The following is a 24,812-nucleotide window of genomic DNA, read 5'->3' as shown; positions in this document are numbered from 1 at the left end:
TCGGCATATCAAGAGTTTCTCGACCTACCGCCGGGCGAGTGCCGACCGGACCGCCGAGGCGAACCGGAGGGGCGCGGTGGCGTCGGTCTGGCGGAAACCCAGTGAGGGCTCGACCAACTCCAGCTCCAGCAGCAGCGGCGCGCCGTCGTCGCCGGGGATCAGGTCCACCCGCGCGTACAGCAAGTCGTTGCGGCGCAGGCCGGTCAGCGCCGCGGCCGCGTCCATGACGTCCTCGGCGACGCGGCGCTGCGCGGCCGACGGTGACGCACCGGACAGCCGTTCCACGATGTAGAGGCCGGACTCGTCGTACCGCGCGTCGTCCGACAGCATCGCGCCCTTGGTGAACGCGTGCGAGTACTGACCGCCGAAGAACACCACGGCCGTCTCGCCCACCGAGTCCACGTGCGCCTGGTACGGCTGCACGAGCGCCGGCACTTCCAGCGTGGCCAGGTGTGCGGCGGCGACCTCGTGTTCGCCGGCCGCGACGCGCAGCGCGCCACGTGAACCGGCACCCACGGTCGGTTTCACCACGAACTCGCCGTCCGGCCAGTCGGTGAACCCCGGCTTCGCCACCGCCGTCGGCACCACCGGCACGCCGGCTTCCGCCAACTCCACCAGGTAGGTCTTGTCGATGTTCCACCGGACCACCGACGCCGGGTTCACCAGCGCGGGCTCGGTATCGCACCACGACAGGAACTCCGACAGCCGCTCGGGGTAGTCCCACGTGGACCGCAGCACGACCAGGTCGGCCTCGACCGTCGTGCCCCACTCCGTCCACGACGCGTGCACGCCGACGTCGGCGAGGGCGTCCACCAGCGCGTCGTCGTCGCCGTCGCCGGCGGGCAACGCCGCGCAGGTGGCGAAGAGGACCTTCACCGACCCGCCATCTTGCGCCGGTGCGCCGGGCCGATCTTCACCGCGGCCGTCGTCTCGCGGTCCCACTCGTGCGACTCCAGGTCCGCGACCGCCTCGACCACCGCCTCCGCCGACGCCACGTCCGGCAGCACCACGTCACCCATGGCGCCGTCGTCACCGACCAGCACGACCCGCGCACCGGCCCGCCCGACGTTCTGCACGACCGCACGGGCCGGCTTGCCGTGGGCGGCCACGAACGCCGACGCCGTCTTCACCGCGCGCGCGATCTTCTTGTCCTCTGCCACGTCGGCCAGACTAGAACCTGCCGGTAACTTCCGCGCACGTGACCGCACTCACGACACCGTTCACGTCACCCGTTGACGTCACCGTGATCACGACGCCGCCCACACCGACTCGTAGGCCTGCACCAGCCACTTGTCGGCACGCGCGTAGTCGGGCCGCTCGGGCAGCGAGGAACTCGCGGTCAGCTCCTCCAACCGCGCCTCCAACCCCTCCGCCGCGTCCATCGCCTCCTGTTGCGTGTGCCGCCCCTGGCGCAGGTCGCGGATCCACGTCAACCACGGCTCGGGCATCGGCAGCGTGATCCGACCGGTCTCCAACAACTCGACACCCTGCACACCCAGCCGCACCATGTGCGAGGCGAACTTCGAGTCGAAACCGTGCCGCGCCACCAGTTCCGGCCGGTTGACGCGCTTGGCCACCGTGCCGTCCACCATGCGCCGCCGCTGGCTGTGCAGGTACCCGATGAACCGCCGCCCGGCCAGCCGGGACACGATCATGTCCGCGTTGTCGCGCAGCTCACGGCCCAGCGGCGTGATCGACACGATCTCGTGCTCGGGCGCGAACAACGGCAGCAGCACGGTCGGGTTGCCCTGGAGCGCCAGGCGCAGCCATTTGCGGAGTGAGTAGACGACGAGGTCCAAATCGCCGGGCCCGGACGGGGTGTTCAGCACACCCGTGCGCTCCTCGGCGCTGCGGTAGATGTACTGCTCGAAGCGGCGCAGCCCGATGACGAACTCCGGCGGCTCGACGCACATGCCCATCTCGTCGCGGTCGTCGGTGCCCTCGATGGCCGTGCCGTGCAGGCCCGACCCCACCTGGGTGCGCAGGATCGTGGCGCGCCGGGCGATCTCGGCGAATTCCGGACTGTTGTGCTTCACGGCGTTCCCCCTCTGCCGACGCAGAACCTAGAGCGTCAACAGGCAAAGCCCAACGGGATTTGCGCCACCACCCGATCAACCCGACCACCGGGTAGCTTCGGTGGTCGTGACCGAAACCACAAACCTCACCCGCCTGGTCGAACAGTTCCTGGCCTGGCACTTCGACCACAATCCGGGCAAGGCCGCGATGTTCGGCTCACTCGCCCACGACCACACCCTCGGTGATTACAGCGCGACCGCGCTCACCCGGTACGAACGCGACGCGGGCGCGTGGCTCGACCGCTTCACCGCGATCGAGACCGACGACCTGCAGGGCTCGGTGGACCGGGACCTCGTCATCGCCGTGCTGCGCGGCGTGCGGGCCTCGGCCACGTGGCCGTCGTGGCGGCGTGACCCGTCGGTCTACACCGGCGCCGTGCTGTACCCGTTGTTCAGCGCGTTCCTCAACCGGCTGCGGCCGGAGCCGGAGCTGGTGGCGAGCGTGGTGAAGCGGCTGGCCGAGGTGCCCGGTCTGCTGGCCGCGTGCCGCGCGAACCTGGACCCGGAGCTGGCCTCGCCGAAGATCGTGAAGCGGGCCGCCGACCAGGCCCGGACCGGACGGGCGTTCCTCACCGCCACGCTGCCCGCCGAGGTGTCCGACCCGGCGCTGCGCGCGGAGCTGGCCGAGGCCGCCGAACCGGCCGCGCGGGCGTTCGACGAGCTGGCGGCGTTCCTGGACGAGTTCGCCGGGCGGGCCGCGGGCGACTGGCGGATGGGCGAAGGGCTGTACTCGACGCTGCTGCGCGAGCAGGAGGTGCTGGGTTACGGCGCCGCCGAGCTGCACGAGCGCGGCAAGGCCGCCTACGCCGAGCTGGACGCCGAGATGCGCGAGCTGGCCGGGTCCGACGACTGGCACGCGGTGATGGCGTCGTTCCAGGACGACCACCCGCCGACGCCGGAGGCGATGCGCGCCGAGTACGAGGCGGAGACGTTGCGGGCGCGGGCGTTCCTGGTCGAGCACGGCCTGGTGACGTTCGCCGAGGGCGAGGAGTGCCGGGTGGTGCCCTCGCCGACGTTCCAGCGCCCGATCCTCTCGGTGGCGTCCTACATGTCGCCGCCGCCGTTGACCGACCAGCGCACGGGCCACTTCTTCGTGCCGTTCCCACCGGACGGGTTCACCGCCGAGCAGACCGCCCAGCGGCTGCGCACGAACTCCCGCGCCCAACTGGCCACCATCGCGGTGCACGAGGCGTACCCCGGCCACCACTGGCACCTGTCGTGGTTGGCCGCGCAGAACCGGCCGGTGCGCAAGGTGTTCCGCACCCCGTACTTCTCCGAGGGCTGGGCGCTGTACGCGGAGAAGCTGCTGCGGGAGCACGGCTACTTCAGCGCCGAGGTGGTCGGTGACGCCGCCACGGCACGCGCGCAGGAGCTGGCGCACGTCGAGGCGCGGCTGTTCCGCGCGGCGCGGATGATCGTGGACACCGCGCTGCACTGCGGCGACATGAGCGTCGAGCAGGCCGAGGAGTTCATGACGACCAAGGCGTCGTTGACGCCCGGCACGGCGACCGGCGAGGTCAGCCGGTACTGCGCGTGGCCGACGCAGGCGCCGTCGTACCTGACCGGCGCGTTGGAGATCGAGCGCATCAGGTCGGAGTACACGGGGTCGTTGCGGGAGTTCCACGACACCATCGCGGGTGCGGGAGCGTTGCCGTTGGGGCTGGCGCGGAGGGTCGCTCTCGGCAAGTGAGATCCGCCGGAGCCGCGGAACAGGCCGGCCGTCGCGGCGGTTGGCCCAGTACGTACGGCGATTTTCCTACAGGAGGACGAAACATGCCCAAGGCAGTGGTGGTGCGCGCGACCGGTGGACCGGACGTGCTGGAGTTCACCGACGTGGAGCCGAAGTCGGCCGGCGCGGGCGAGTTGCTGGTGGACGTGGCCGCGGCCGGGGTGAACTTCATCGACTGCTACCACCGCGAGGGCCGCTACCCGCTGCCCGTGCCGTTCGGGCTGGGCCTGGAGGGCACCGGCCGGGTGAGCGCGGTGGGCGCGGACGTCACCGGCTTCGCGGTGGGTGACCGCGTGGCCTGGTCGCAGGCCATCGGCAGCTACGCGGAACAGGCCGTGGTGCCCGCTGCGGACGCGGTGCCGGTGCCGGACGGCGTGGACGACGACACGGCGGGCGCGGTGCTGCTCCAAGGCCTCACCGCGCACTACCTGATCGCGTCCACCTATCCGGTGCAGAAGGACGACACGGTGCTCGTGCACGCCGCCGCGGGTGGCGTGGGGCTGCTGCTGGTGCAGCTGGCGAAGGCGCGCGGCGCGCGGGTGATCGGCACGGTGTCCACGGAGGCGAAGGAAGCGCTGGCCCGGGAGGCGGGCGCGGACGAGGTGATCCGGTACGACCTGACCGACTTCGCGCCCGAGGTGCGGAAGCTGACCGACGGCGTGGGTGTCGCGGCGGTGTACGACGGCGTGGGCGCGACGACGTTCGACGGGAGCCTGGCCAGCCTGAAGCCGCGCGGTGTGCTGGCGTTGTTCGGCGCGTCGAGCGGTGCGGTGCCGCCGTTCGACCCGATGCGGCTCAACCACGCGGGCTCGGTGTACCTGACCCGGCCGTCGCTGGGCGCGCACGTGGCCACCCGCGAGGAGTTGGAGTGGCGGGCGGGTGAGCTGTTCGCGGCCGTCGCGGACGGTTCGCTGACCGTGCGGGTCGGCGGGCGCTACCCGTTGGCCGAGGCGCGGCGGGCGCACGAGGACCTGGAAGGCCGCCGCACCACCGGAAAGCTGCTGCTCATCCCCTGATCCCCTGATCCGGTCCGCCGAACGCGGAAGGGCGGCCCCGGTGTGGGGCCGCCCTTGCCGTCGGGGTTCAGCTCAGGGCTGGACCTTGACCGCGTCGACCACGAAGATCAGCGTCTCGCCGGGCTTGATGTCGCCCTGACCCTGCGGGTAGCCCTTGTCCGACGGCACGACGAGCAGGCGGCGCCCACCCTCCTTCAGGCCGATCAGACCCTCGTTCCAGCCCTTGATGACGCCGGCCTGGCCGATGTTCTCCAGCGGGAACGGCTCGCCGCTGTCCCAGGACGCCTCACGGGTCTGCTGGTCGGAGAACGTCGCCAGCACGTAGTGCAGTTCGGCGGTGGAGCCGGACTTGATCTCCGGGCCGGTGCCCTCGGTGAGGTCCTCGACGACCAGGCCGTCCTGCGGCGTGCAGCCGGTCGGGACGGTGATCGTCGGCTTCTCCCCCGGCGCGCCGGTCACCCGGAACTGGGACACCTCGCACGGCGGGCCGCTCGGCTCCGGCAGGTCGGCCTCCGGCTGCTGCGCGGCGGCAGCGGGCGGGGTGGTGGTGAGAGTGGACGGCCGGTCGCTAGCGGTGCACGCGGTCAGCGCCAGACCGGCGGACAACAGGGAGACGAGAGCCAGGGCCGTACGGCCGACAGTACGCATGGTTGTCGAGCTTAGGGTTCTGGTCCGGCCGCGCCGCCGCAGGCCCCACCGGCAGGCCCAACGCCGATCACGGTGCGCTGCTGTCGATCTAGGAATCAATCCGCAAATGTGCCACTAATTACCGCTTCCGCCGTTGCGTACCCCCGAGTACAGTAACTCCGCGCACTTGATCGGATACCGACGGCATTCGTCCGTTTGAGTGCCCGCCAAGGAGGTGACATCGTGTCCGCGGAGCCGAAGGGCGTCCGCAGCAACCTGTTACAGGAATTGTTCTGGACCAGAACAGGGCTGCTCCTGCTGACCCTCGTCGTCACTTCCGGCAGCTGTCTGGCCATTTCCAGCACAATGGATCAAGGTGCGCTCCGCACGTTTCTGACGTCGGTGGGCACCGGCACGCTGATCTCGGCCGTGGTCGGATTCGGGCAGACGCTGATCACCAGCTCGGCCGCGCAACGGGCGTTGATCACGCCGGTCGTCGAGGAGAGCCGCAAGGCGCTGCGCGACCTTACCGCCGAGTACCGGGCGCTCGACCGCGAGTTCTTCCCCAGCCACGTGTTCGAGCCGACCGCACGGCCCGACCCGGTGTTCAACCAGGTCATGATGCAGGACCTGGAACGCACCCGGCTGTACGTCTTCCGCGGCTTCGCGGGCCGCTACGCGGCCGGCCGACTGCTGCTGTCCCAGTCGGAATGCGAGCTCAAAGCCGTCCTGGCCGATCCACGGGACGACGACGCGATCAGCGGGCGAGCGCGGTACCTGCTGCGCAACGAAGGTGCGGACGGCGATTACGACTCGATCGTGGCGAAGCTGCGCGAGCAGATCTCCATCGGCCTGGTGGGCCTGTTCCTGGCCCGCGGCCACTGTTCGCGGATCGACCTGACGATCGTGTCGGACCCGCCGCTGGACCGGATGGAGCTGTTCGACGACAGCGTGTGGCTGACCCTCTACAGCAACACCAGCGCGGGCGTGCTGCGCCTGTACCCGCGCACGGTGCGGTTCTCGGAGGGTTCGTTCATCTACGGAATGGAACGCGCCGAGTTCCTGCGCATCAGCAATTCCAAGGCAGGGCTGCACATCGTCATCACACCGGGCACCAGCCGGGCGGACTTCCTCGCCCTGTTCGAGAAGATCACCGGGACCGTGCTGGACGAGGACGGGTTCCGGTCGCTTGAGGAGAAGTTCCACCGATTCCGCAAAGAATTCTCCGCGTCCGCTCAGTTGGGGAGCTGATAAGCAGTGCTGACCGAGTTCACCGGGTTCTCCGCCCTCGCGGAGCTCGCCGCGCTCATAGCCGTGGACGACCCCCCTGTCGTCGACCACTGGGGACACGTCGAGAGGCGTTTCCGGGAGTGGGCGGTCCGACCCGGACTGCGGGAGAGGCTGCGCGGGCACCTGCGCTCCCTCTCACCGCAGGACGAGATGCGCGTGGTGGCCAGATCCCGCGAGACGACGACCCACTTCGCGTGGTGCCTGCGGGACGAGCCGGCCGAGCCGTTCACGTTCTGGCTGCACGAGTACAAGCCGCAGCGTGACTGGAGACCGGGTTACGCCGACTCCGTCCACAACCACCGCTACCACTTCTGCACCATCATCCTGTCGGGCTCCTACCTGCACGAACGCTTCACCGCGAACGTGGCCGACGACGGTCGGGCGATCCTGTCCACCGCCCTGCTGCGCAGCGCCGAGGCCCGCGAGGGCACCTCGGGGACCATGCTGGCGCACGAGTTCCACCGCATCCCCCGGGCGGCGGACGACACCATGACGTTCCTGGTGAAATCGCGCGCGATCAGCCCGTGGAGCCTGAGCTACGACCCCGACACCCGCACCAGCCACCGGCACGTGCCGGTCGAGGCGAGGTTGGAGGACCTGACCAACAACCTGTAACAGCGCCAAGGATCACCGCGCCCCTTACCATCGGCCCACCCGGCACGGGAGGGCCCGATGAGTACTGTCACGACGGTCACGGCGCAGGCGATCTCCGACGTGGAGTGCGAGGTGTGGCGGCTGTGCCGCGACCTCGCCGCGAAACTGCAGTTCCACGGCTGGCACCACGTCAGTTTCGTGCGGGACAAGGCCGTCCACTTCGCCCGGCGCAACGGTTCGGACGTGGCGCTGGTCGAGGTGGCCGCCCTGGTCCACGACGTCAACTACATGGTCCGGCGCAACTCCCTGCCCGTGGACGGCAGGCGGCTGCGGCTGGACATCCTGGCGCGCGCGGGCGTGCCGGACGAGGTCGCGATGCGGGTGGACGAGGTCGTCGAGGAGGCCGAGATGCGCACCCGCCACCGCGACATCTCACCGGAGGCGCAGGCCCTGTCCGACGCGGACACGCTGTTCAAGGCCCTGCCGGTGACGCCGGTGGTACTCGCGCCGAAGTACCTCGAAGAGAACGGCATCACGCTCAAGGAGCTGGCGCACAAGATCGTCGGCGAGCAGCGGGACAAGCACGACGACGGGTACTACTTCTACGACCCGGAGGCGGCGGCCACCTACTCGCGGTGGGCCGCGGTGAACCTGGAGCTGTGGTCCTGCATCGTGGAGTCCCTGGACGACCCGAGCGTGACCGAGCTGCTGTCGGCGGTGTCCTAGGCCTGCTTCTCCCAGACGACCACGTCGAACACGAGCGTCTTGTAGTTCTCCGCCGAGACCACGACGATCCGGGCCCAGCGCCCCTCCGTGGTCTTCACGCAGAAGGCCGCGCTCTCCTCCAGCTTGTCCCAGTCGACGTAGTCGGTCAGCGCCGTCGCGGAGATGCAGTCCTGGTAGCCGGGCGCGGCCCCGGCGACAGGGGCGATGTCATCCGCGTAGAGGCCGGAGATGTACTGGAGGTCGGTCTTTGAAGACGAGCCGTCGGTGACCCCGCCGTTCTCGCCCTTCGAGTCGAGGTCGATGTAGTAGCCGGAGGTGAGCGTCACCCGACCGGAGCGGAACTCGCTCGGCGCTGTCCCGGCCGGGACGGCGGCGGTGGTCGTTGGCGTCGCGGCGCGGGTCGTGGTGGTGGTGCCCCCGGCCGTGGTCACGGAATCGAAGGTGGGTGCGGTGTCGCCGGTGGTGGTCGTCGTGGCGCCGGGCTGGGCGGTGCCACCGGTGGGGCGTAGTTCCAGGCCGCCGAGCACACCGCCCGTGGCGGCGCCCACCACGGTCAGCAACACCGGCACCACGAAGTGCTTGGCCAGGTGCTGCCGAGGGCGACGGCCCCAGCGGTAGAGCAGCCAGACACCCACCAGGGTGACCGCACCGGCCGCGACCAGAGACAACGGGACCTGGTCCTGGATGCCTCCGACCACTGAGAGCAGCAGCGCGGCAACGCCGGCCATGCCGCCGAAGACCTGCCAGCGGTCCACTGTCGTCTTGTCGAAGGACCCCCGGTCGGGTGACGGTCCATCCCCCTGCACAGCCATGTCGATCAGGCTAGCTATCCGCAAATATGCGGAAAGTGCATCAAGCTCAGAACGGCCAGCCGAGCACCGGGAGGCCGATCACCGCGTCCACGGCCAGGCCGCAGAACACGAGCATCAGGTACAGGTTCGACATGTGGAAGAACTTCATCGTGTTCGTCGACCCGCCGCGCCGCACGACCCCGTGCAGGCGGTGGGCGAACACCGCGAACCACACGCCCGACAGCGCCGCCACGGCGACGTAGATCCACGACGTCACCGGCGCCAGCAGCAGCGTGCACACGACCGTGATCCACGAGTAGATGACGATCTGCCGCGTCACCTGCTGCGCCGTCGCCACCACCGGCAGCATCGGCACACCGGCCCGCGCGTAGTCCTCCTTGAACTTCATCGCGAGCGCCCACGTGTGCGGCGGCGTCCAGAAGAAGATCACGCCGAACATCACCAGCGCGGGCCACTCCACCGTGCCGGTCACCGACGACCAGCCGATGATCACCGGCATGCAGCCGGCCATACCGCCCCAGATGATGTTCTGCGAGGTCCGGCGCTTGAGCACCAGGGTGTAGACGAAGATGTAGAACAGGATCGTGGCCACCGCGAACACGGCCGAGATCAGGTTCGTGGTCAACCACAGGAACCCGAACGACATCACCCCGAGCACCACGCCGAAGACCAGCGCGTTGCGCGGCGGGATGGTGTTCCGGGCCAGCGGCCGGGCGCCGGTGCGCTTCATCACCGAGTCGATATCGGCGTCGACGTAGCAGTTCAGCGCGTTCGCCGAGCCCGCCGCGAGGGTGCCGCCCGCCAGGGTGCACGCGATCAGCCACAGCGGCGGCAGACCGCGGGCGGCCAGGAGCATCGCCGGGATGGTGGTGATCAGCAGCAACTCGATCACCCGGGGCTTGGTCAGCGCCACGTACGCGCCGACGACCTGTCGGGGCGACCGCGCCGGAGCCTCGGTGACGGCACTCATGGCGTCGCGCTCCTCAGGGTCCAGGGAATGCGCAGATGGTAACCGCGTGTTCCCAGAGCAGCCCGTTCGGGTACTCCCTGAACGCACCAACTACACCTGTGCGTACACCCACAGAGCAGGGGGCGCACGCTCGTCCACTCGCCGGACTAGGCTGGCCGGCGGACCTTGGGAGCCGCGGATCGGGCCTGACGGGATCGATTAAGTTCACCGCCAGCCGTCACACCGCCGCCTAGTGAGTTTGGAGCTGGAAGTCAGTGTCCGTCACCGATGACATCGCCCGGTTGACCGAAGCCCATCTGCCCGAAGACTGGACCGACCTCGACAGGCGCGCGGTGGACACCGCGCGCGTTCTCGCGGCGGACGCCGTGCAGAAGGTCGGCAACGGTCACCCCGGCACCGCCATGAGCCTGGCGCCGCTGGCCTACACGCTGTTCCAGCGTGTCATGCGTCACGACCCCGCCGACGCCGACTGGATCGGCCGCGACCGGTTCGTGCTCAGCGCGGGCCATTCGAGCCTGACCCTCTACGTCCAGCTGTTCCTCAACGGCTACGGCCTTGAGCTGGACGACCTGAAGGCGCTGCGCACGTGGGGTTCGAAGACGCCGGGCCACCCGGAGCACCGCCACACCAACGGCGTGGAGATCACCACCGGCCCACTGGGCCAGGGTCTGGCCTCCGCGGTCGGCATGGCGATGGGCGCGCGCCGCGAGCGCGGCCTGTTCGACCCGGACGCCCCGGTCGGCGCGAGCCCGTTCGACCACCACATCTTCGTGATCGCCTCCGACGGCGACATCGAGGAGGGCGTGACGTCCGAGGCGTCGTCGCTGGCGGGCACCCAGAAGCTGGGCAACCTGACCGTCGTCTACGACGACAACAAGATCTCCATCGAGGACGACACGACGATCGCGCTGTCCGAGGACACCGCGAAGCGCTACGAGGCCTACGGCTGGCACGTGCAGGTCGTCGAGGGCGGCGAGAACGTCACCGGCATCCTCCAGGCCCTGGAGAACGCCAAGGCGGAGACCGAGCGGCCGTCGTTCATCCTGCTGCGCACGATCATCGGCTTCCCGGCGCCGAACAAGCAGAACACCGGCGCGGCGCACGGCGCGGCCCTGGGCGCGGACGAGGTCGCCGAGGTCAAGCGCATCCTCGGGTTCGACCCGGAGCAGACGTTCGAGGTCGCCGACGAGGTGCTGGAGCACACCCGTTCAGTGGTCAAGCGCGGCGAGGCCGCCAAGTCCGAGTGGCAGAAGTCGTTCGACGCGTGGGCCGAGGCCAACCCGGAGCGCAAGGCGCTGCTGGACCGGCTCGTGGTCCGCGGCCTGCCCGAGGGCTGGACCGACGCGCTGCCGTCGTGGGAGCCGGACGCGAAGGGCGTCCCCACCCGCAAGGCCTCCGGCGAGGTGCTGACCGCGCTGCGCGACGTGCTGCCCGAGCTGTGGGGCGGTTCGGCCGACCTGGCCGAGTCGAACCTCACCACGATGAAGGGCGCCGACTCGTTCGGCCCGGAGTCGATCTCCACCAAGATGTGGTCGGCCAACCCGTACGGCCGCACGCTGCACTTCGGTGTCCGCGAGCACGCCATGGGCTCGATCCTCAACGGCATCGCGCTGCACGGCCCGACCCGCCCGTACGGCGGCACGTTCCTGGTGTTCAGCGACTACATGCGCCCGGCGGTCCGGCTGGCCGCGCTGATGAAGTCCCCGGTCACCTACGTGTGGACGCACGACTCCATCGGCCTGGGCGAGGACGGCCCGACGCACCAGCCGATCGAGCACCTGGCCGCGCTGCGCGCGATCCCGGGTCTGACCGTGCTGCGCCCCGGTGACGCCAACGAGACCGCCGCCGCGTGGCGCGCGGTCGTCGAGAACCCGACCGGTCCGGTGGGCCTGGCGCTGACCCGGCAGAACCTGCCGGTGCTCGAAGGCACCAAGGAGAAGGCCGTCGAGGGCGTCGCGCGCGGCGGTTACGTGCTGGAGGGCGACGGCGAGCCGGAGCTGATCCTCATCGCGACCGGCTCGGAGCTGCAGATCGCGGTGGAGGCCCGGAAGGTCTTCGAGGCCGAGGGCATCGCCGCCCGCGTGGTGTCCATGCCCAGCGTCGAGTGGTTCGACGCGCAGGACGCCGACTACCGCGAGCAGGTGCTGCCGCCGTCGGTGAAGGCGCGCGTGGTGGTCGAGGCGGGCATCGCCCAGCCGTGGCACCGGTTCGCCGGCGACGCGGGCGAGATCGTCTCCATCGAGCACTTCGGCGCCTCGGCGGACTACCAGACGCTGTTCCGCGAGTTCGGCTTCACCACGGAGAACGTCGTCGCGGCGGCCCGTCGCTCGCTCGCCAAGGTCAAGTGAGTGCACTCCAACGCCGATCCGCACCAGACTTTCACGGGAGTTGACGAGATGAGCACCAATCCGCTGGCCGCGCTCAGCGACGCGGGCGTGTCGATCTGGCTGGACGACCTGTCCCGCGAGCGGCTGACCACGGGCAATCTGGCCGGCCTGATCGCCGACCAGCACGTGGTCGGCGTGACCACGAACCCGACCATCTTCGCCGCCGCCCTGTCCAAGGGCTCGGCCTACGACGAGCAGGTCCGCGAGCTGGCCGCGCGCGGCGCCGACACCGACGCGGCGGTCCGCGAGATCACCACGACGGACGTGCGCAACGCGTGCGACCTGTTCCGCGACATCTACGTCGCCACCGACGGCGTGGACGGCCGGGTGTCGATCGAGGTCGACCCGCGGCTGGCCAACGACACCGAGGCCACCGTCGCCGAAGCGCTGGACCTGGCCAAGACGGTGGACCGGCCGAACCTGCTGGTGAAGATCCCGGCCACGGTCGAGGGCCTGCCCGCGATCACCCGGGTGCTCGCCGAGGGCATCAGCGTGAACGTGACGCTGATCTTCTCCGTCGAGCGCTACCGGCACGTGATGGAGGCGTTCATCGCGGGTCTGGAGCAGGCCAAGGCCAACGGCCACGACCTGCGCACCATCCACTCCGTCGCGTCGTTCTTCGTGTCCCGTGTGGACACCGAGATCGACAAGCGGCTGGACGCCCTGGACACCCCGGCCGCGGCGGAGCTGCGCGGCAAGGCGGCCATCGCCAACGCGGTGCTGGCCTACGCGGCGTTCGAGGAGACCTTCAAGGGCGCGCGCTGGGAGGCGCTGACCGCCGACGGCGCCCGCGCGCAGCGTCCACTGTGGGCGTCCACGGGTGTGAAGGACACGAAGTACTCCGACACCCGGTACGTGGATCAGCTGGTAGTGGCCGACACGGTCAACACGATGCCGGAGAAGACCCTGCACGCGGTCGCCGATCACGGCAAGATCGAAGGCGACACCGTGTCCGGGCGCGCGGCCCAGGCGCAGCAGGTCTTCGACGATCTCGTCGGGGTCGGCATCGACCTGGACGACGTGTTCGTCGTGCTGGAGACCGAGGGCGTCGACAAGTTCGAGAAGTCGTGGGCCGAACTGCTGGAGACGGTGACCGGACAGTTGAACCAGGCCAAGGGCTGACCGGCCTAGACCAAGACCGGGTCGAGACCAGAACAGGACTGACATGACCGAGGTGATCTCCGTGGAGATCGTCCGCACACCGAACCAGGACCAGGTCGCCACCGTCATCGGCGATCTGGTCCGGGATTCGGCGCCGAGCAAGCTCACCGCCGGGGACGCCACGCTGTGGGGCCCCGAGGCGGAGTCGGAGGCGTCGATCCGTCTGGCGTGGACGACGCTGCACGAGACGTCCCGCCCGCTGGTCGCGGAGATCACCGCGCTGCGCGACGAGCTGCTCGCCGACGGCGTGGACCGGGTGGTCCTCGCCGGCATGGGCGGCTCGTCGCTCGCGCCCGAGGTGATCACCGGCACGGCGGGCGTGCCGCTCGTCGTGCTGGACACCACCGACCCCGGTCAGGTGGCCGAGGCGTTGGCGGGCGACCTCCAGCGCACGGTGCTGGTGGTGTCGTCGAAGTCCGGCGGCACCGTCGAGACCGACAGCCACCGGCGGATCTTCGAGGCGGCGTTCGCGGCCGAGGGGATCGACGCGGCGTCGCGGATCGTCGTGGTGACCGACCCGGGCTCGCCGCTGGAGGCGGCGTCCCGGGAAGCGGGCTACCGCAAGGTTTTCCTGGCCGACCCGCACGTGGGCGGCCGCTACTCGGCGCTGACCGCGTTCGGCCTGGTGCCGTCCGGCCTGGCGGGCGTGGACATCGGCGCGCTGCTGGACGACGCCGCCGCGGCCGCGCCGCTGGTGTCGGCCGACTCGCCGGACAACCCGGCGGTGGTGCTGGCCGCGACGTTCGCCGTCGCGCACGCGCACGGCGCGGAGAAGATCGTGTTCGCCGACACCGGCTCCGGCATCGCCGGGTTCGGCGACTGGGCCGAGCAGCTGATCGCCGAGTCGACCGGCAAGAACGGCACCGGCCTGCTGCCCGTGGTGGTCGAGGGGCCGGGCGCGCCCGGTTTCGTGGACGCCGGCACGGACGCCACGACCGTCGCGATCGGACCGGCCACCGGCTCGTCGTCCATCGCGGTGGAAGGCCCGCTCGGCGCGCAGTTCCTGGTCTGGGAGTACGCGACCGCGCTCGTCGGCCGGGTGCTGGAGATCAACCCGTTCGACCAGCCCGACGTCGAGGCGGCGAAGAACGCGGCCCGGTCCTTGTTGGACGCGCCCGCCGCGTCGGCCGTCGCACCGGCCTTCGTGGACGGTCCGATCGAGGTCTACCCGAGCGAGGGCTGGCTGTCGCCGGACGTGAAGACGGTCGCCGAGGCGCTGGTGGCGCTGGTCGCCGCCGCGCCGGAGCACGGCTACCTGTCCGTGCAGGCGTACCTGGACCGGATCGACGACGCGTCGTTCGCCCTCGTTCGCCCGGAGTTGGCGCAGCGTTCGCACCTGCAGACCACCTTCGGGTGGGGGCCGCGCTTCCTGCACTCGACCGGCCAGTACCACAAGGGCGGTCACCGCAACGGCGTGTACCTCCAGCTCACCGGGGCGTCCGAGACGCAGCTGGACGTGCCGGGAAGGCCGTACGACCTCAGCACGTTGCAGCTGGCACAGGCGCTGGGCGACGGCCAGGTGCTCGCCGGGCACGGCCGTCCGGTCCTGCGGCTGCACCTGACCGACCGCGTCGCCGGGCTCGCACAGCTCGTCGAGGCCATTCAGGAGGACGGTTCGTGACAGCGCCCACCAAGCGCAACCCATTGCGCGACCCGCGGGACAAGCGGCTGCCGCGCATCGCCGGGCCCTCCGGCCTGGTGATCTTCGGCGTGACGGGTGACCTGTCGCGCAAGAAGCTGATGCCCGCGATCTACGACCTGTCCAACCGCGGCCTGCTGCCGCCGGGCTTCGCGCTCGTCGGCTTCGCCCGCCGCGACTGGGCCGACCAGGACTTCATGCAGGTGGTGCACGACGCGGTCAAGCAGCACGCGCGCACGCCGTTCCGGCAGGCGGTCTGGGACCAGCTCGCCGAGGGCATCCGGTTCGTGCAGGGCACCTTCGACGACGACGCCTCGTTCGACGCGCTCGCCGCGACCCTGTCCGACCTGGACCGCGACCGCGGCACCGGCGGCAACCACGCGTTCTACCTCTCGGTGCCGCCCGGCGCGTTCCCCACGGTGGTCAACCAGCTCAAGCGCGCGGGCATGGCCACGCCGCCCACCGAGCACCCCGGTCAGTGGCGCCGGGTGGTCATCGAGAAGCCGTTCGGCCACGACCTGGCCAGCGCCAAGCAGCTCAACAAGATCGTCAACGAGGTCTTCCCCGAGGAGTCGGTGTTCCGCATCGACCACTACCTCGGCAAGGAGACGGTGCAGAACATCCTGGCGCTGCGCTTCGCCAACCAGCTCTACGAACCCATCTGGAACGCCAACTACGTCGACCACGTGCAGATCACCATGGCCGAGGACATCGGCCTCGGCGGTCGCGCGGGCTACTACGACGGCATCGGCGCGGCGCGTGACGTGATCCAGAACCACCTGCTGCAGCTGCTCGCGCTGACCGCGATGGAGGAGCCGGTGTCGTTCCGGCCCAGCGACCTGCGCGCGGAGAAGGTGAAGGTGCTCTCCGCGACGCGCCCGGTCGGGCCGTTCGACGAGACCACCGCGCGCGGCCAGTACTCCGGTGGCTGGCAGGGCGGGCAGAAGGTGCCCGGTCTGCTGGAGGAGGGTGGGTTCGCCAAGGATTCGACCACCGAGACCTACGCGGCGATCACGTGCGAGATCAACACCCGCCGCTGGGCCGGGGTGCCGTTCTACCTGCGCACCGGCAAGCGGCTCGGCCGCCGCGTCACCGAGGTGGCCGTGGTGTTCAAGCGCGCGCCGCACCTGCCGTTCGACGACACCGCGACCGAGGAGCTGGGGCAGAACGCCCTGGTGGTGCGGGTGCAGCCGGACGAGGGCGTGACCATCAGGTTCGGCTCCAAGGTGCCCGGCAACACCATGGAGGTCCGGGACGTCACGATGGACTTCGGCTACGGCCACGCGTTCACCGAGTCCTCCCCCGAGGCCTACGAACGGCTGCTGCTGGACGTGCTGCTCGGCGAGCCGTCGCTGTTCCCGAAGAACGACGAGGTCGAACTCTCCTGGGAGATCCTCGACCCGGTCATGAAGCACTGGAGCGCCAACGGCGCACCCGAGAAGTACAAGGCAGGCACCTGGGGACCGGCGTCGGCGGACGAGATGCTGGCCCGCACCGGCAGGCACTGGAGGCGTCCGTGATCATCGACCTGCCCTCGACCACCACGTCGCAGGTCAACAGCAAGCTCGTGCAGCTGCGCGAGGAGGGCGGCGCGGTCACCCTCGGCCGGGTGCTGACGCTGGTCATCGTGACCGACGACGGCACCAAGACCGAGGAGGCCGTGGACGCGGCCAACGACGCCAGCCGCGAGCACCCGTGCCGGGTGATCGTGGTGGCGCGTGGCGCGCGCAAGGCCGCCCCCCGGCTCGACGCGCAGATCCGCGTCGGCGGTGACGCGGGCGCGTCCGAGGTCATCGTGCTGCGGCTGTACGGGGAACTGGCCAACGAAGGCGCGTCGTGCGTCGTCCCGCTGCTGCTGCCGGACACCCCGGTGGTGGCGTGGTGGCCGAACGAGGCACCCCCCGTGCCCGCGAAGGACCCGATCGGTCAGCTCGCGCAGCGCCGGATCACCGACGCGGCGGCGGAGAAGAATCCGATCCGGGCGTTGGAGCAGCGCAAGGCCGGCTACACGCCGGGTGACACGGACCTGGCTTGGACGCGGCTGACGCTGTGGCGCGCGATGCTCGCGTCGGCGTTCGACCTGCCGCCGTACGAGAAGGTCACCGAGGCCGAGGTGAGCGGGGAGGCCGACTCGCCGTCGACCGACCTGCTGGCCGCGTGGCTCGCCGGATGCCTGCGGGTGCCGGTGAAGCGGTTGAAGGCCGCGCGCGGCGAGGGCATCGTGGACGTGCGGCTGGAGCGCCGGTCCGGTGTGGTGGAGCTGTCGCGCCCGGACGGCAAGATCGGCACGTTGACGCAGCCCGGCCAGCCGGAGCGGCGGGTCGCGTTGCAGCGCCGCCAGGTGCGGGACTGCCTGGCCGAGGAACTGCGCCGGCTCGACCCGGACGAGGTGTACGAGGCGGCGTTGCGGTCGCTGGGCAAGGTCGTGCGCGGTCGGATCGCGCCGAAGGCGACCGCCGCGGCGCGCAAGCCCGCGTCCGGCGCGGCCAAGGCCAAGTCCGACGGCGCGCCGGACCCGAAGGCCGATGGCAAGGTCGACGGGAAGGTCGATGGCAAGGTCGACGCGAAGGCTGGCGGGAAGGCCGACGGCAAGGTCGACGGCAAGCCCGTGAAGGCCGCGGCGAAGGCGGCCAAGGCCAAGGCGGGTTCGTGAGCCGTCCCGAGGTGGTGGTGCACCGTGACGGCGACCTGCTGGCCGCCGCCACGGCCGCCCGCCTGGTCACCAGGCTGGTGGACGCGCAGACCGCGCGCGGGTCGGCGTCGCTGGTGCTGACCGGCGGGCGGACCGGGATCGCGGTGCTGGAGCACCTGCGCGCCACGCCCGCCCGGGACGCGGTGGACTGGAGCCGGGTCGATCTGTACTGGGGCGACGAGCGGTTCCTGCCCGCCGGGCACCCGGACCGCAACGAGACCCAGGCACGCGAGGCGTTGCTGGACCACGTTCCGGTGCCGGCTGCGCGGGTGCACGTGATGGAACCGTCCGACGGGCGGTTCGGTGACGACCCGGAGGCCGCCGCCGAGGCGTACGCCGACGTGCTGGCCGCCGCGGCGCGCCCGGAGGACCACGGCTCCGTGCCGTCGTTCGACGTGTGCCTGCTCGGTGTCGGGGAGGAGGGGCACGTCGCCTCGATCTTCCCGGACTCCCCCGCGGTGCACGAGCAGGAGCGCAGCGCGGTCGCGGTGCGCAACTGCCCCAAGCCGCCGCCGACGCGGGTGAGCCTCACCCTGCCCGCGATCCGCGCGGCGCGCGAGGTGTGGCTGATGACGACGGGTGCGGCGAAGGCCGCGGCCGTCGCCATGGCCCTGACCGGTGCCGGTGAGACCCAGCTGCCCGCCGCGGGCGCCCGCGGTCAGCGGCGCACGCTGTGGCTGCTCGACTCGGCCGCCGCCGCGAAGGTGCCGGACCTGGTCACCCCACCGTTGGCCTGACTTCTCGTGCGTTGATCCGCCCTTTCACCGCTGCCGCCGTTTGCCCCTCCTGGGCGCGGCGGCAGCGGCGTCTGCGGGGTGGTGACGTCGCCCACTCTCCAGGCGCCTTCACACGTCTTCGCACGTCTTCACGCGTCTCCAGGCACGGTGTCCGTTCACCGGACGTTCGCGCTCGCAACTTTGTGTCCCGCCGCGCGTCCCGTCCGGGTAATCACCGCATCTCGAACAGTGAGCGGGTCGATCGGGCACGTCGGTGGTGGAGGAGCGGGTCATGCCAAGTGTGATGACAGCGCAGTACGGTGAGGACCGGCGGATAGCTGACACAGGAGGTCCGACGCTGGCCGGCAACGCTGTCGAGAGGTTGCCGGGAGGTCGGGCCGACGGCGTCGCGACCGAACGGGTGCCCCGTGCCGCCGTTCTCGGGGTGCTCAGGCGGCACCGGCAGTTGGCGTTCGACGCGGGGGCCGTCGGCATCGCGGCACTGGACGTGTGGCTGCGGGTCGTGCCCGAGGCCGAGCCGTACAACTACGTGCTGTCGGTCATCTCGGTGGCGGCGGTGGCATTGCGGCGGCGGTTCCCGTTCCTGGTGGTGCTGATCACCGTGCCGGGGTTCCTGGCCGGGTGGGCGCAGTTGGCGGCGATGATCGCGCTGGGCACGTTGGCGCGGCGGAAGCTGTTGTCGACGCAGACCTACATCGCGGCGGCGTTGGTGTGGCTGAGCCGTTTCTTCCTGTGGCCGGTGGACGAGTTCCTGGCGTTGGAGTGGAAGACGCACGTCCACGACGCGATCTACGGGTGCATCGTCGCGGGGATGCCGATCGCGATCGGGCTGCTGGCGCACGCCAGGGAGGAGCTGTCGGCGCGGATCACGGAGCTGGCGGCGAGCCGGGAGCGGGAGCGGATGCTGCACGCGCACGCGGTGCGGGCGGACGAGCGGGCCAGGTTGGCGCGCGAGATGCACGACGTCGTGTCGCACCAGGTGAGCCTGATCGCGATGCAGGCAGGCGCACTGCGGATGGCGGCGGCCGATCCGAATGCCCGGCAGGTGGCGGGGACCATCCGGATGCTGAGCACGCGGACGTTGGACGAACTGCGCCAACTGGTGAGCGTCCTGCGGACGACCAGCGGCGACGACTCCCCCCAACCCCGCATCGAGGAACTCCCACAACTCGTGAGCACCGCCGGCATACCGGCAACCCTGACGGTGCAGGGCCCAGTGGCCGACCTCCCCGCCCCAGTCTCGGGCGCGGTGTACCGGACCGTTCAGGAGGCGTTGACCAACGTCCGGAAGCACGCGTGCGGTGCGCCGACGTCGGTGCTGGTAATCGCGGACGCCGACGAACTACTGGTGGAAGTACGCAACGAGGCCCCGGAGGGCCCGCACGATTACGGGGCGCTCCCCAGCGGCGGCCACGGTCTCGTAGGCCTGCGGGAACGAGCGGCACTACTGAACGCCGAGTTCGAAGCCGGCCCCACCGATGGCGGCGGCTTCCTAGTCCGCGTAACCTTTCCGCTGGTCAGAACCCTAGACACCTGAAGACCCAGCCACCCAATCGGGTGATCATCACCCCCACACCTACAAAAACGCCGTTATCCTGGCCTCGAAACGTCGGTTGAAACAACGAGGACCGCAACCAAACCCCGCAGACCGCTACCCCCCGACGCCCCACCCCTCCAACCCCGAGAGCCCCAGGATCAGCGAAGGTCGCCAGCGGAAGGCGAAGCCCACCGCAGGACCAGGCCGGCGAAGGACCAGGACCAGGACCAGCGAAGGCCGGACCAGCAGAGGGCCAAGACCACGGCCGGGCCCCGCGAAGGCCAAACCGGCGGAGGGCCCCGGCCTTCGCAGCCGGGCAGAGGACCGGGGTCGGCAGAGGGCAAGGCACGCGCAGCGCGAAGGCCAGCGCAGGACGAGCGCCAGCGCAGCGCAAAGGCGGCGACACGACGAGCGCGAGGGCCGCGCGGGATGAGCGCCGGCGCAGCGCGGGGGTTGATGTAGGGGACGAGGGCGCGCGCAGGACGAGGGGCTTAGCGGGCGGCTGAGCGGCGGCTGGCTACGGCTGTGCAGACGGCTGCTGTCACGCCCAGGGCGCCGCAGAGCAACGCGGGCCATGGATCGGGTGGGTGGCGTAGCAGGACGGACGGTAGGAGCCATACTGCTGCGCCGAGCGCGAAGCCCAGTGGTGCTGCGGCGATCACTGCGGCTGTGCTCGACTGGCGTCTTCGCAGAGATCGGAGGATCGACTCCAGGTATGCGAGCGCGAACAGCAGCAGCACCGCGCTTCCCGCTCCCATGATGCTGATCATCGGGTGTGTGAGGGGGCGGAGGGAGTAGTCCTGCGATTGGCCGTTGGTGGTCACCGTGGCTACTGCCGCACCGCCGATGATCCATCGGCTGGCGCCTGGCAGTTCGAAGGTCAGCGGTGTGTCTTGGCGTGTGGATGTGCCGGGTTGGGCGGCGGGGTCGGGCAGGGCGGGCACGTCGGCGAGGGTGATGCCGGCCGCGGTTACCGCCAGTCGGGCGGTTGCGGGGTCGCCCTGGCCTACTGGCACGGGTTTGCTGAGGTCGGCGTCCACGAGTGGCAGGGTGCGGGCGGGGATGGTGAAGGGTGTGGCGATCATGAGGAGCGCCGCCAAAGCTGCGGCCAGGGCGAACCATCGGGCGGGTTTCGGGGAGGCCAGGATCTGGGCGGCGGGCACGAGGGTTTGGGCGCCCAGTTGTGCCGGCGGCGGCGGGGGCTCGACCAAGGTGGCGCGTACGGGGATGTTCAGGGTCTCGCGGGGCGTCGAAGGGGCATCGAAGGGCCGGGTGTTGGTGGCGGGGTGGGTGCTGGCGGCGGCGACGTGCGGGGTCAGGTGGACGGGTGTGTCCAGTCGCAGCAGCCAGTCTCGGCCGAAGACCTCCGCCGCGGCGCCCGCGAGGTCGACCGCGAACGTTTCCGCGTTGCGGTAACGGGCCTCTGGGTCGCGTTCGATACCGCGCATGATCACTCGGGCTAGTGGATCGGGTACCTCGATCAGGGGACGGGGCTGCTGGTACACGTGCCGTTGGATCATCGCCAGCGCACCACCACCGCTGTCGAACGGCAGCCGGCCGCTCAGGAGCTCGTAGAGCACCGTCGCGGCCCCGTAGACGTCGGCGGCCGGGCTCAGGGGGTTGCCCAGCGCCTGCTCGGGTGACAGGTAGGCGGGCGTGCCGAGTACCTGACCACCGTGCGTCACCAGGGTCGCGCCCTCGCTCACCACCTGCGAGATGCCGAAATCGGCCACCTTCAGCACCCCGCCCGCCGTGAACAGCAGGTTCTTCGGCTTCACGTCCAGGTGCAGCACCCCGGCACCGTGCGCGGCGTGCAGGCCGGCCAGCATCGCCAGGCCGAACGCGCACGTCGACGCCGGCGTGACGCCCGCGCCGGTGAACTTCGACCACACCGTCCCGCCGTCGAGCTTCTCCATCACCAGCAGGTGCTCGCCGCGGTCCTGGACGTAGTCGTACACGGGCACGATGTGCGGGTGGTCGAGCCGCGCCAGCAGCCGCGCCTCGTGCGCGAACCGCGCGCTCATCCGCTCGTCCGAAGCGAGCACCCCGGGCAGCCGCTTGACCGCCACCGGACGCCCCAACGGCCGGTGCACGGCCGCGTACACGACCCCCATGCCGCCGCGCCCGATCTGGGCGCCGAGGTCGTACTGCGGCAGCGCCGCGACGACGTTCGCCGACACCGTCACGCCGCACCGCCCGGCAGCGGCCGCGTGATGCGCTGAGTGGACTCCGGGTCGGTGAACGGCGGGTCGAACGGCGGGTTGAACGGAGCCTCGGAGTCCGCCGACGGGTGCGGTGTCAGGTAGCCGAGCACGAAGGCGACTGCCGCCGCGCCGAGGATGAACGGGATCTCGGCGGCGGGTGAGGGCGCCATGACGCGCAGCACGGACAGCGAGATGACCGCGACCAACCCGGTGCCGACCCCGGCGGGCAGGAACCGCATGGCCCGCTGCCACCGGTTGGCCGGCAGCCGGCGCCGGGCCAGCGCGAACAGCGCGCCCGCCCACGCCAGCACGGTCAACCCGAACACCGCGAGCCCGAACACCCCGTACACCGACCACATGGACCCGCGCACGTCACCGGTCGTGCCGATGGAGGCGATCGAGTCGCGGTTGGTGTCCAGGACCTCCAGTTCGGTCGGCAGCAGCCCGGTCGCCTGGGTGCCGAGCTGGCCGAGGTCAAGCACGAACCCGCGCGTGACGCTCTGCTTGGCGGGCACGTCGAACGGCACGGTCGTGTCGTAGGAGAAGAACGTCAGCGCCAGCGCGGTGCCCGACAGCCGGATCGTCTTGACGTGCCGCACCGTGTCCGTTCCGTTGTGGACGGTCACCGAGATGCTGGACGAGCTGGACGGGTCGAGCAGCAGTTCGTCCTCGCGGACCGGGGTGCCGTCCACTGTGGCGTCGATGCTGACCGTGTCACCCGCGGCGTGGGCCGTGGGAAGGTGCGCCGGGGCGACGCCCAGGAAGATCCCGCACAGGAGCAGTAAACCGACGCTGCTCATAATGCGTCTCACAAGGGCACCTCATCGGTGGTTGGCGGACGGGTCCGGGAGTCGGTATGCGATCGGCAGGAACACTAGCTTTACTCGGTGCCTTGGCATATGGCGTTACGGCGCTTGTAGCGGCACCGGTATCCGCGCAGCAACAGGCCACGGCGGTCGCGAGCCCGGACTCCGGTCCGGTCGGGAGCACGTTCACGCTCACCTGGTCCGGTGTGTACCTCGACCCGGACTGCTCGAACCGCGCCGTGCAGATCTTGTGGGACGGCAAGCAGGTGGTCGGCGACGGTTGGCATTGGGGCCGCAACAACGGTTCGGGCACGGGCACCGTGCCGGCGGGCGCGAGCCTCGGCGGTCACCGCGTCACCGCCCGCCCGGTGTGCACGGCGTCGTCGAACCCGACGGACAGCTTCACCGTCACGCCGACGCCCACCACGACCACCACCCCGCCGCCGGTCGTCCCCACGACGACCGCTCCCCCGGTGGTGACGACGACGGTTACGCGTCCGCCGGTCACCACCACGACCCAACCGGCAGCCACCACCACCCCGACGACCACAACCACCACCACGACCGACAGCTCGGCCCCGCCCGCGTCCACCACGACGAAACCGTTCGACGGTGACGGCGCCCTGACCCTGGACAAGGACAACATCCAGCCGGGCGACCCGCTGACCGCGACCGGCACCGGCTGCGACCCCGGTTCGTCGGTGTACCTCAGCTCGCTCGGCGAGAACGTCGGCACGGCGAAGGCGGACACCTCGGGCATGTTCAGCACGCGGGTCGAGTTCACCACGATCCAGCCGGGCCGCCACGTCATCCGGGCCGACTGCGGGGTGGTGCTGGTCGGCAGCGTGGACATCGCCCTGACCAGTTCGACCAGCGGCACGACGTCCACCCTGGTGATCCTGGTGTTCTTCCTGCTGGTGGGCGCGCTCCTGGTCCGACGCCAGTTCGCCGGCCTGTTCACCAAGCGCACCTGAGGACGCGGAACAGGACGCGAGACGACGACGGCCCCCGCGGGAATCCCACGGGGGCCGTCGTACCGTTCTCGCCTGAGCCTGTCTAGCCTGACTAGCCTGTCTAGGGCTCTTCGCGCTGCTTGCGCAGCTTGATGAGCGCCTCTTCGAGGATCGCCTCACCGTCCGCGTCGGAGCGCCGCTCCTTCACGTACGCCAGGTGCGTCTTGTACGGCTCGTTGCGCGGCGGAGCAGGGGGTGCCTGCTCGTCGCGCCCCGCCGGAAGACCGCACCGGGGGCAGTCCCAGTTCTCCGGGATCTCGGCTTCGACCGCGAACGACGGCCGAGACTCGTGCGCGTTCGCGCACCAGTACGACACCCGACGTCGGGGCGCGGACTCGCCGCGCTCCGATTCGCCCATCGGGCCTGCGCCGACGCGGGTACCGCGAATCGCGTTACCACCAGCCATCGACCCTCACACCCCCACCACGTGGTTTCCCTGTGTCCGTATCGACCGGCGTCGTCGGACGCCCGCCGACCTGTGTCAGCTGACCTTCATCAACAGCCCGATGCCCACGATGGCGATGACCCAGACCGCGCCGACGAACAACGTCAGCCGGTCGAGGTTCTTCTCCACCACGCTGGAACCGGACAGGCTGGACTGCATACCGCCGCCGAACAACGAGGAAAGACCGCCGCCACGTCCCCGGTGCAGGAGCACCAGCAGGATCAGCAGCAAGCTGGAGACGATCAACAGGATCTGAAGGAACAGGATCATTTCTTCCTCGCTGTCAGGCAGGTGACGCCACAGAGTACCCGGTCGACTGCCGACCGTGGACCACCGTAGGGAGAGTGCGTGT

At 70.5% G+C, this 24,812-nt stretch carries 23 protein-coding genes; 13 read left to right on the top strand and 10 right to left on the bottom strand.

Features of this window, described 5'->3' with window-relative positions:
* Positions 1 to 24: 24 nt before the first annotated feature.
* The 3 genes from ALI22I_RS13270 to ALI22I_RS13260 form a co-directional block, all read right to left on the bottom strand.
* Positions 25 to 876: an ATP-grasp domain-containing protein gene (locus ALI22I_RS13270; RefSeq protein WP_077005777.1), complete on the bottom strand. Its 852-nt coding sequence runs from the start codon at positions 874 to 876 to the stop codon at positions 25 to 27.
* Positions 873 to 1,160 carry a hypothetical protein gene (locus ALI22I_RS13265; protein ID WP_077005776.1) on the bottom strand — a complete coding sequence of 96 codons (288 nt, stop codon included), beginning with the start codon at positions 1,158 to 1,160 and terminating at the stop codon, positions 873 to 875. Before ALI22I_RS13265 ends, ALI22I_RS13270 begins: the two co-directional genes overlap by 4 nt.
* A gap of 87 nt (positions 1,161 to 1,247) precedes the next feature.
* Complete coding sequence (locus ALI22I_RS13260; RefSeq protein WP_077005775.1) at positions 1,248 to 2,036, bottom strand: nucleotidyltransferase domain-containing protein; 789 nt, start codon at positions 2,034 to 2,036, stop codon at positions 1,248 to 1,250.
* 106 nt (positions 2,037 to 2,142) lie between these two features.
* Here ALI22I_RS13260 and ALI22I_RS13255 point away from each other — a divergent pair, with 106 nt between their 5' ends.
* Both ALI22I_RS13255 and ALI22I_RS13250 read left to right on the top strand, forming a co-directional pair.
* Entirely contained in the window at positions 2,143 to 3,765 is a 1,623-nt protein-coding gene (locus ALI22I_RS13255) for a DUF885 domain-containing protein (protein WP_238598336.1), read from the top strand.
* Positions 3,766 to 3,848: 83 nt separating this feature from the next.
* Positions 3,849 to 4,820, top strand: coding sequence for a quinone oxidoreductase family protein (locus tag ALI22I_RS13250; RefSeq protein ID WP_077005773.1), 972 nt, complete (start codon positions 3,849 to 3,851; stop codon positions 4,818 to 4,820).
* A gap of 72 nt (positions 4,821 to 4,892) precedes the next feature.
* On the opposite strand, the gene ALI22I_RS13245 is transcribed toward ALI22I_RS13250, so the two are convergent.
* Positions 4,893 to 5,468 carry an FKBP-type peptidyl-prolyl cis-trans isomerase gene (locus ALI22I_RS13245; protein WP_077005772.1) on the bottom strand — a complete coding sequence of 192 codons (576 nt, stop codon included), beginning with the start codon at positions 5,466 to 5,468 and terminating at the stop codon, positions 4,893 to 4,895.
* Between the two features lie 222 nt (positions 5,469 to 5,690).
* On the opposite strand from ALI22I_RS13245, the gene ALI22I_RS13240 reads away from it, so the two are divergent.
* The 3 genes from ALI22I_RS13240 to ALI22I_RS13230 are packed head-to-tail and all read left to right on the top strand — an operon-like array spanning position 5,691 to position 8,057.
* Positions 5,691 to 6,698, top strand: coding sequence for a hypothetical protein (locus ALI22I_RS13240; RefSeq protein ID WP_077005771.1), 1,008 nt, complete (start codon positions 5,691 to 5,693; stop codon positions 6,696 to 6,698).
* A 6-nt stretch (positions 6,699 to 6,704) separates the two neighbouring features.
* Positions 6,705 to 7,352, top strand: a complete 648-nt coding sequence (locus tag ALI22I_RS13235) for a hypothetical protein (protein WP_077005770.1) — start codon at positions 6,705 to 6,707, stop codon at positions 7,350 to 7,352.
* Between the two features lie 57 nt (positions 7,353 to 7,409).
* A complete protein-coding gene (locus ALI22I_RS13230) occupies positions 7,410 to 8,057 on the top strand; it encodes an HD family phosphohydrolase (protein ID WP_077005769.1) in 648 nt (215 codons plus the stop codon).
* Here ALI22I_RS13230 and ALI22I_RS13225 read toward each other — a convergent pair.
* Together ALI22I_RS13225 and ALI22I_RS13220 are read right to left on the bottom strand one after the other, a co-directional pair.
* On the bottom strand, positions 8,054 to 8,869 hold the full coding sequence (locus tag ALI22I_RS13225; protein WP_143532168.1) for a hypothetical protein: 816 nt from the start codon (positions 8,867 to 8,869) through the stop codon (positions 8,054 to 8,056). The two genes, ALI22I_RS13230 and ALI22I_RS13225, sit on opposite strands and share 4 nt — an antisense overlap.
* Positions 8,870 to 8,915: 46 nt before the next feature.
* Entirely contained in the window at positions 8,916 to 9,839 is a 924-nt protein-coding gene (locus tag ALI22I_RS13220) for a heme o synthase (RefSeq protein ID WP_077005767.1), read from the bottom strand.
* Positions 9,840 to 10,093: 254 nt separating this feature from the next.
* Between ALI22I_RS13220 and tkt the strand changes: the two genes are divergently transcribed.
* From tkt to ALI22I_RS13185, 7 genes are all read left to right on the top strand, one after another.
* On the top strand, positions 10,094 to 12,187 hold the full coding sequence (tkt, locus tag ALI22I_RS13215) for a transketolase (protein ID WP_077005766.1): 2,094 nt from the start codon (positions 10,094 to 10,096) through the stop codon (positions 12,185 to 12,187).
* Positions 12,188 to 12,235: 48 nt separating this feature from the next.
* Positions 12,236 to 13,348: a transaldolase gene (tal, locus tag ALI22I_RS13210; RefSeq protein ID WP_077005819.1), complete on the top strand. Its 1,113-nt coding sequence runs from the start codon at positions 12,236 to 12,238 to the stop codon at positions 13,346 to 13,348.
* A gap of 43 nt (positions 13,349 to 13,391) precedes the next feature.
* Positions 13,392 to 15,008 (top strand): glucose-6-phosphate isomerase, encoded by a 1,617-nt coding sequence (locus ALI22I_RS13205; protein WP_077005765.1) that lies wholly within the window; start codon positions 13,392 to 13,394, stop codon positions 15,006 to 15,008.
* Positions 15,005 to 16,546, top strand: coding sequence for a glucose-6-phosphate dehydrogenase (gene zwf / locus ALI22I_RS13200; RefSeq protein ID WP_077005764.1), 1,542 nt, complete (start codon positions 15,005 to 15,007; stop codon positions 16,544 to 16,546). The genes ALI22I_RS13205 and zwf overlap by 4 nt, the downstream gene beginning before the upstream one ends.
* Positions 16,543 to 17,679 (top strand): glucose-6-phosphate dehydrogenase assembly protein OpcA, encoded by a 1,137-nt coding sequence (opcA, locus tag ALI22I_RS13195; protein ID WP_077005763.1) that lies wholly within the window; start codon positions 16,543 to 16,545, stop codon positions 17,677 to 17,679. The genes zwf and opcA overlap by 4 nt, the downstream gene beginning before the upstream one ends.
* Positions 17,676 to 18,455: a 6-phosphogluconolactonase gene (gene pgl / locus ALI22I_RS13190; protein ID WP_077005762.1), complete on the top strand. Its 780-nt coding sequence runs from the start codon at positions 17,676 to 17,678 to the stop codon at positions 18,453 to 18,455. The genes opcA and pgl overlap by 4 nt, the downstream gene beginning before the upstream one ends.
* A 271-nt stretch (positions 18,456 to 18,726) precedes the next feature.
* Entirely contained in the window at positions 18,727 to 19,992 is a 1,266-nt protein-coding gene (locus ALI22I_RS13185; protein ID WP_083751686.1) for a sensor histidine kinase, read from the top strand.
* 491 nt (positions 19,993 to 20,483) lie between these two features.
* Here the strand turns inward: ALI22I_RS13185 and ALI22I_RS13180 are convergent, their stop codons facing one another.
* Positions 20,484 to 22,178, bottom strand: a complete 1,695-nt coding sequence (locus ALI22I_RS13180; protein WP_077005761.1) for a serine/threonine-protein kinase — start codon at positions 22,176 to 22,178, stop codon at positions 20,484 to 20,486.
* Positions 22,175 to 23,008: a hypothetical protein gene (locus ALI22I_RS13175; protein WP_143532167.1), complete on the bottom strand. Its 834-nt coding sequence runs from the start codon at positions 23,006 to 23,008 to the stop codon at positions 22,175 to 22,177. The genes ALI22I_RS13180 and ALI22I_RS13175 overlap by 4 nt, the downstream gene beginning before the upstream one ends.
* Positions 23,009 to 23,088: 80 nt before the next feature.
* On the opposite strand from ALI22I_RS13175, the gene ALI22I_RS53575 reads away from it, so the two are divergent.
* Complete coding sequence (locus ALI22I_RS53575; RefSeq protein ID WP_238598335.1) at positions 23,089 to 23,976, top strand: hypothetical protein; 888 nt, start codon at positions 23,089 to 23,091, stop codon at positions 23,974 to 23,976.
* 100 nt (positions 23,977 to 24,076) lie between these two features.
* On the opposite strand, the gene ALI22I_RS13160 is transcribed toward ALI22I_RS53575, so the two are convergent.
* Together ALI22I_RS13160 and secG are read right to left on the bottom strand one after the other, a co-directional pair.
* The gene (locus ALI22I_RS13160) at positions 24,077 to 24,421 is read right to left on the bottom strand and encodes an RNA polymerase-binding protein RbpA (RefSeq protein ID WP_033440747.1); all 345 of its coding nucleotides are present in this window, start codon (positions 24,419 to 24,421) and stop codon (positions 24,077 to 24,079) included.
* 75 nt (positions 24,422 to 24,496) lie between these two features.
* Complete coding sequence (gene secG / locus ALI22I_RS13155; protein WP_077005759.1) at positions 24,497 to 24,730, bottom strand: preprotein translocase subunit SecG; 234 nt, start codon at positions 24,728 to 24,730, stop codon at positions 24,497 to 24,499.
* Between the last annotated feature and the right edge of the window lie 82 nt (positions 24,731 to 24,812).

This window comes from Saccharothrix sp. ALI-22-I, from assembly GCF_001984175.1.
Lineage (GTDB): Bacteria > Actinomycetota > Actinomycetes > Mycobacteriales > Pseudonocardiaceae > Actinosynnema.
This window is presented reverse-complemented; position numbering and strand designations above follow the sequence as displayed.

Excerpts from the sequence above, each read along its gene's own strand:
- ALI22I_RS13250 (WP_077005773.1), top strand. The coding sequence starts at position 3,849 with ATGCCCAAGGCAGTGGTGGTGCGCGCGACCGGTGGACCGGACGTGCTG.
- ALI22I_RS13245 (WP_077005772.1), bottom strand. The coding sequence starts at position 5,468 with ATGCGTACTGTCGGCCGTACGGCCCTGGCTCTCGTCTCCCTGTTGTCC.
- ALI22I_RS13230 (WP_077005769.1), top strand. The coding sequence starts at position 7,410 with ATGAGTACTGTCACGACGGTCACGGCGCAGGCGATCTCCGACGTGGAG.
- ALI22I_RS13225 (WP_143532168.1), bottom strand. The coding sequence starts at position 8,869 with ATGGCTGTGCAGGGGGATGGACCGTCACCCGACCGGGGGTCCTTCGAC.
- ALI22I_RS13220 (WP_077005767.1), bottom strand. The coding sequence starts at position 9,839 with ATGAGTGCCGTCACCGAGGCTCCGGCGCGGTCGCCCCGACAGGTCGTC.
- tal (WP_077005819.1), top strand. The coding sequence starts at position 12,236 with ATGAGCACCAATCCGCTGGCCGCGCTCAGCGACGCGGGCGTGTCGATC.
- ALI22I_RS13205 (WP_077005765.1), top strand. The coding sequence starts at position 13,392 with ATGACCGAGGTGATCTCCGTGGAGATCGTCCGCACACCGAACCAGGAC.
- ALI22I_RS13185 (WP_083751686.1), top strand. The coding sequence starts at position 18,727 with ATGCCAAGTGTGATGACAGCGCAGTACGGTGAGGACCGGCGGATAGCT.
- ALI22I_RS13160 (WP_033440747.1), bottom strand. The coding sequence starts at position 24,421 with ATGGCTGGTGGTAACGCGATTCGCGGTACCCGCGTCGGCGCAGGCCCG.
- secG (WP_077005759.1), bottom strand. The coding sequence starts at position 24,730 with ATGATCCTGTTCCTTCAGATCCTGTTGATCGTCTCCAGCTTGCTGCTG.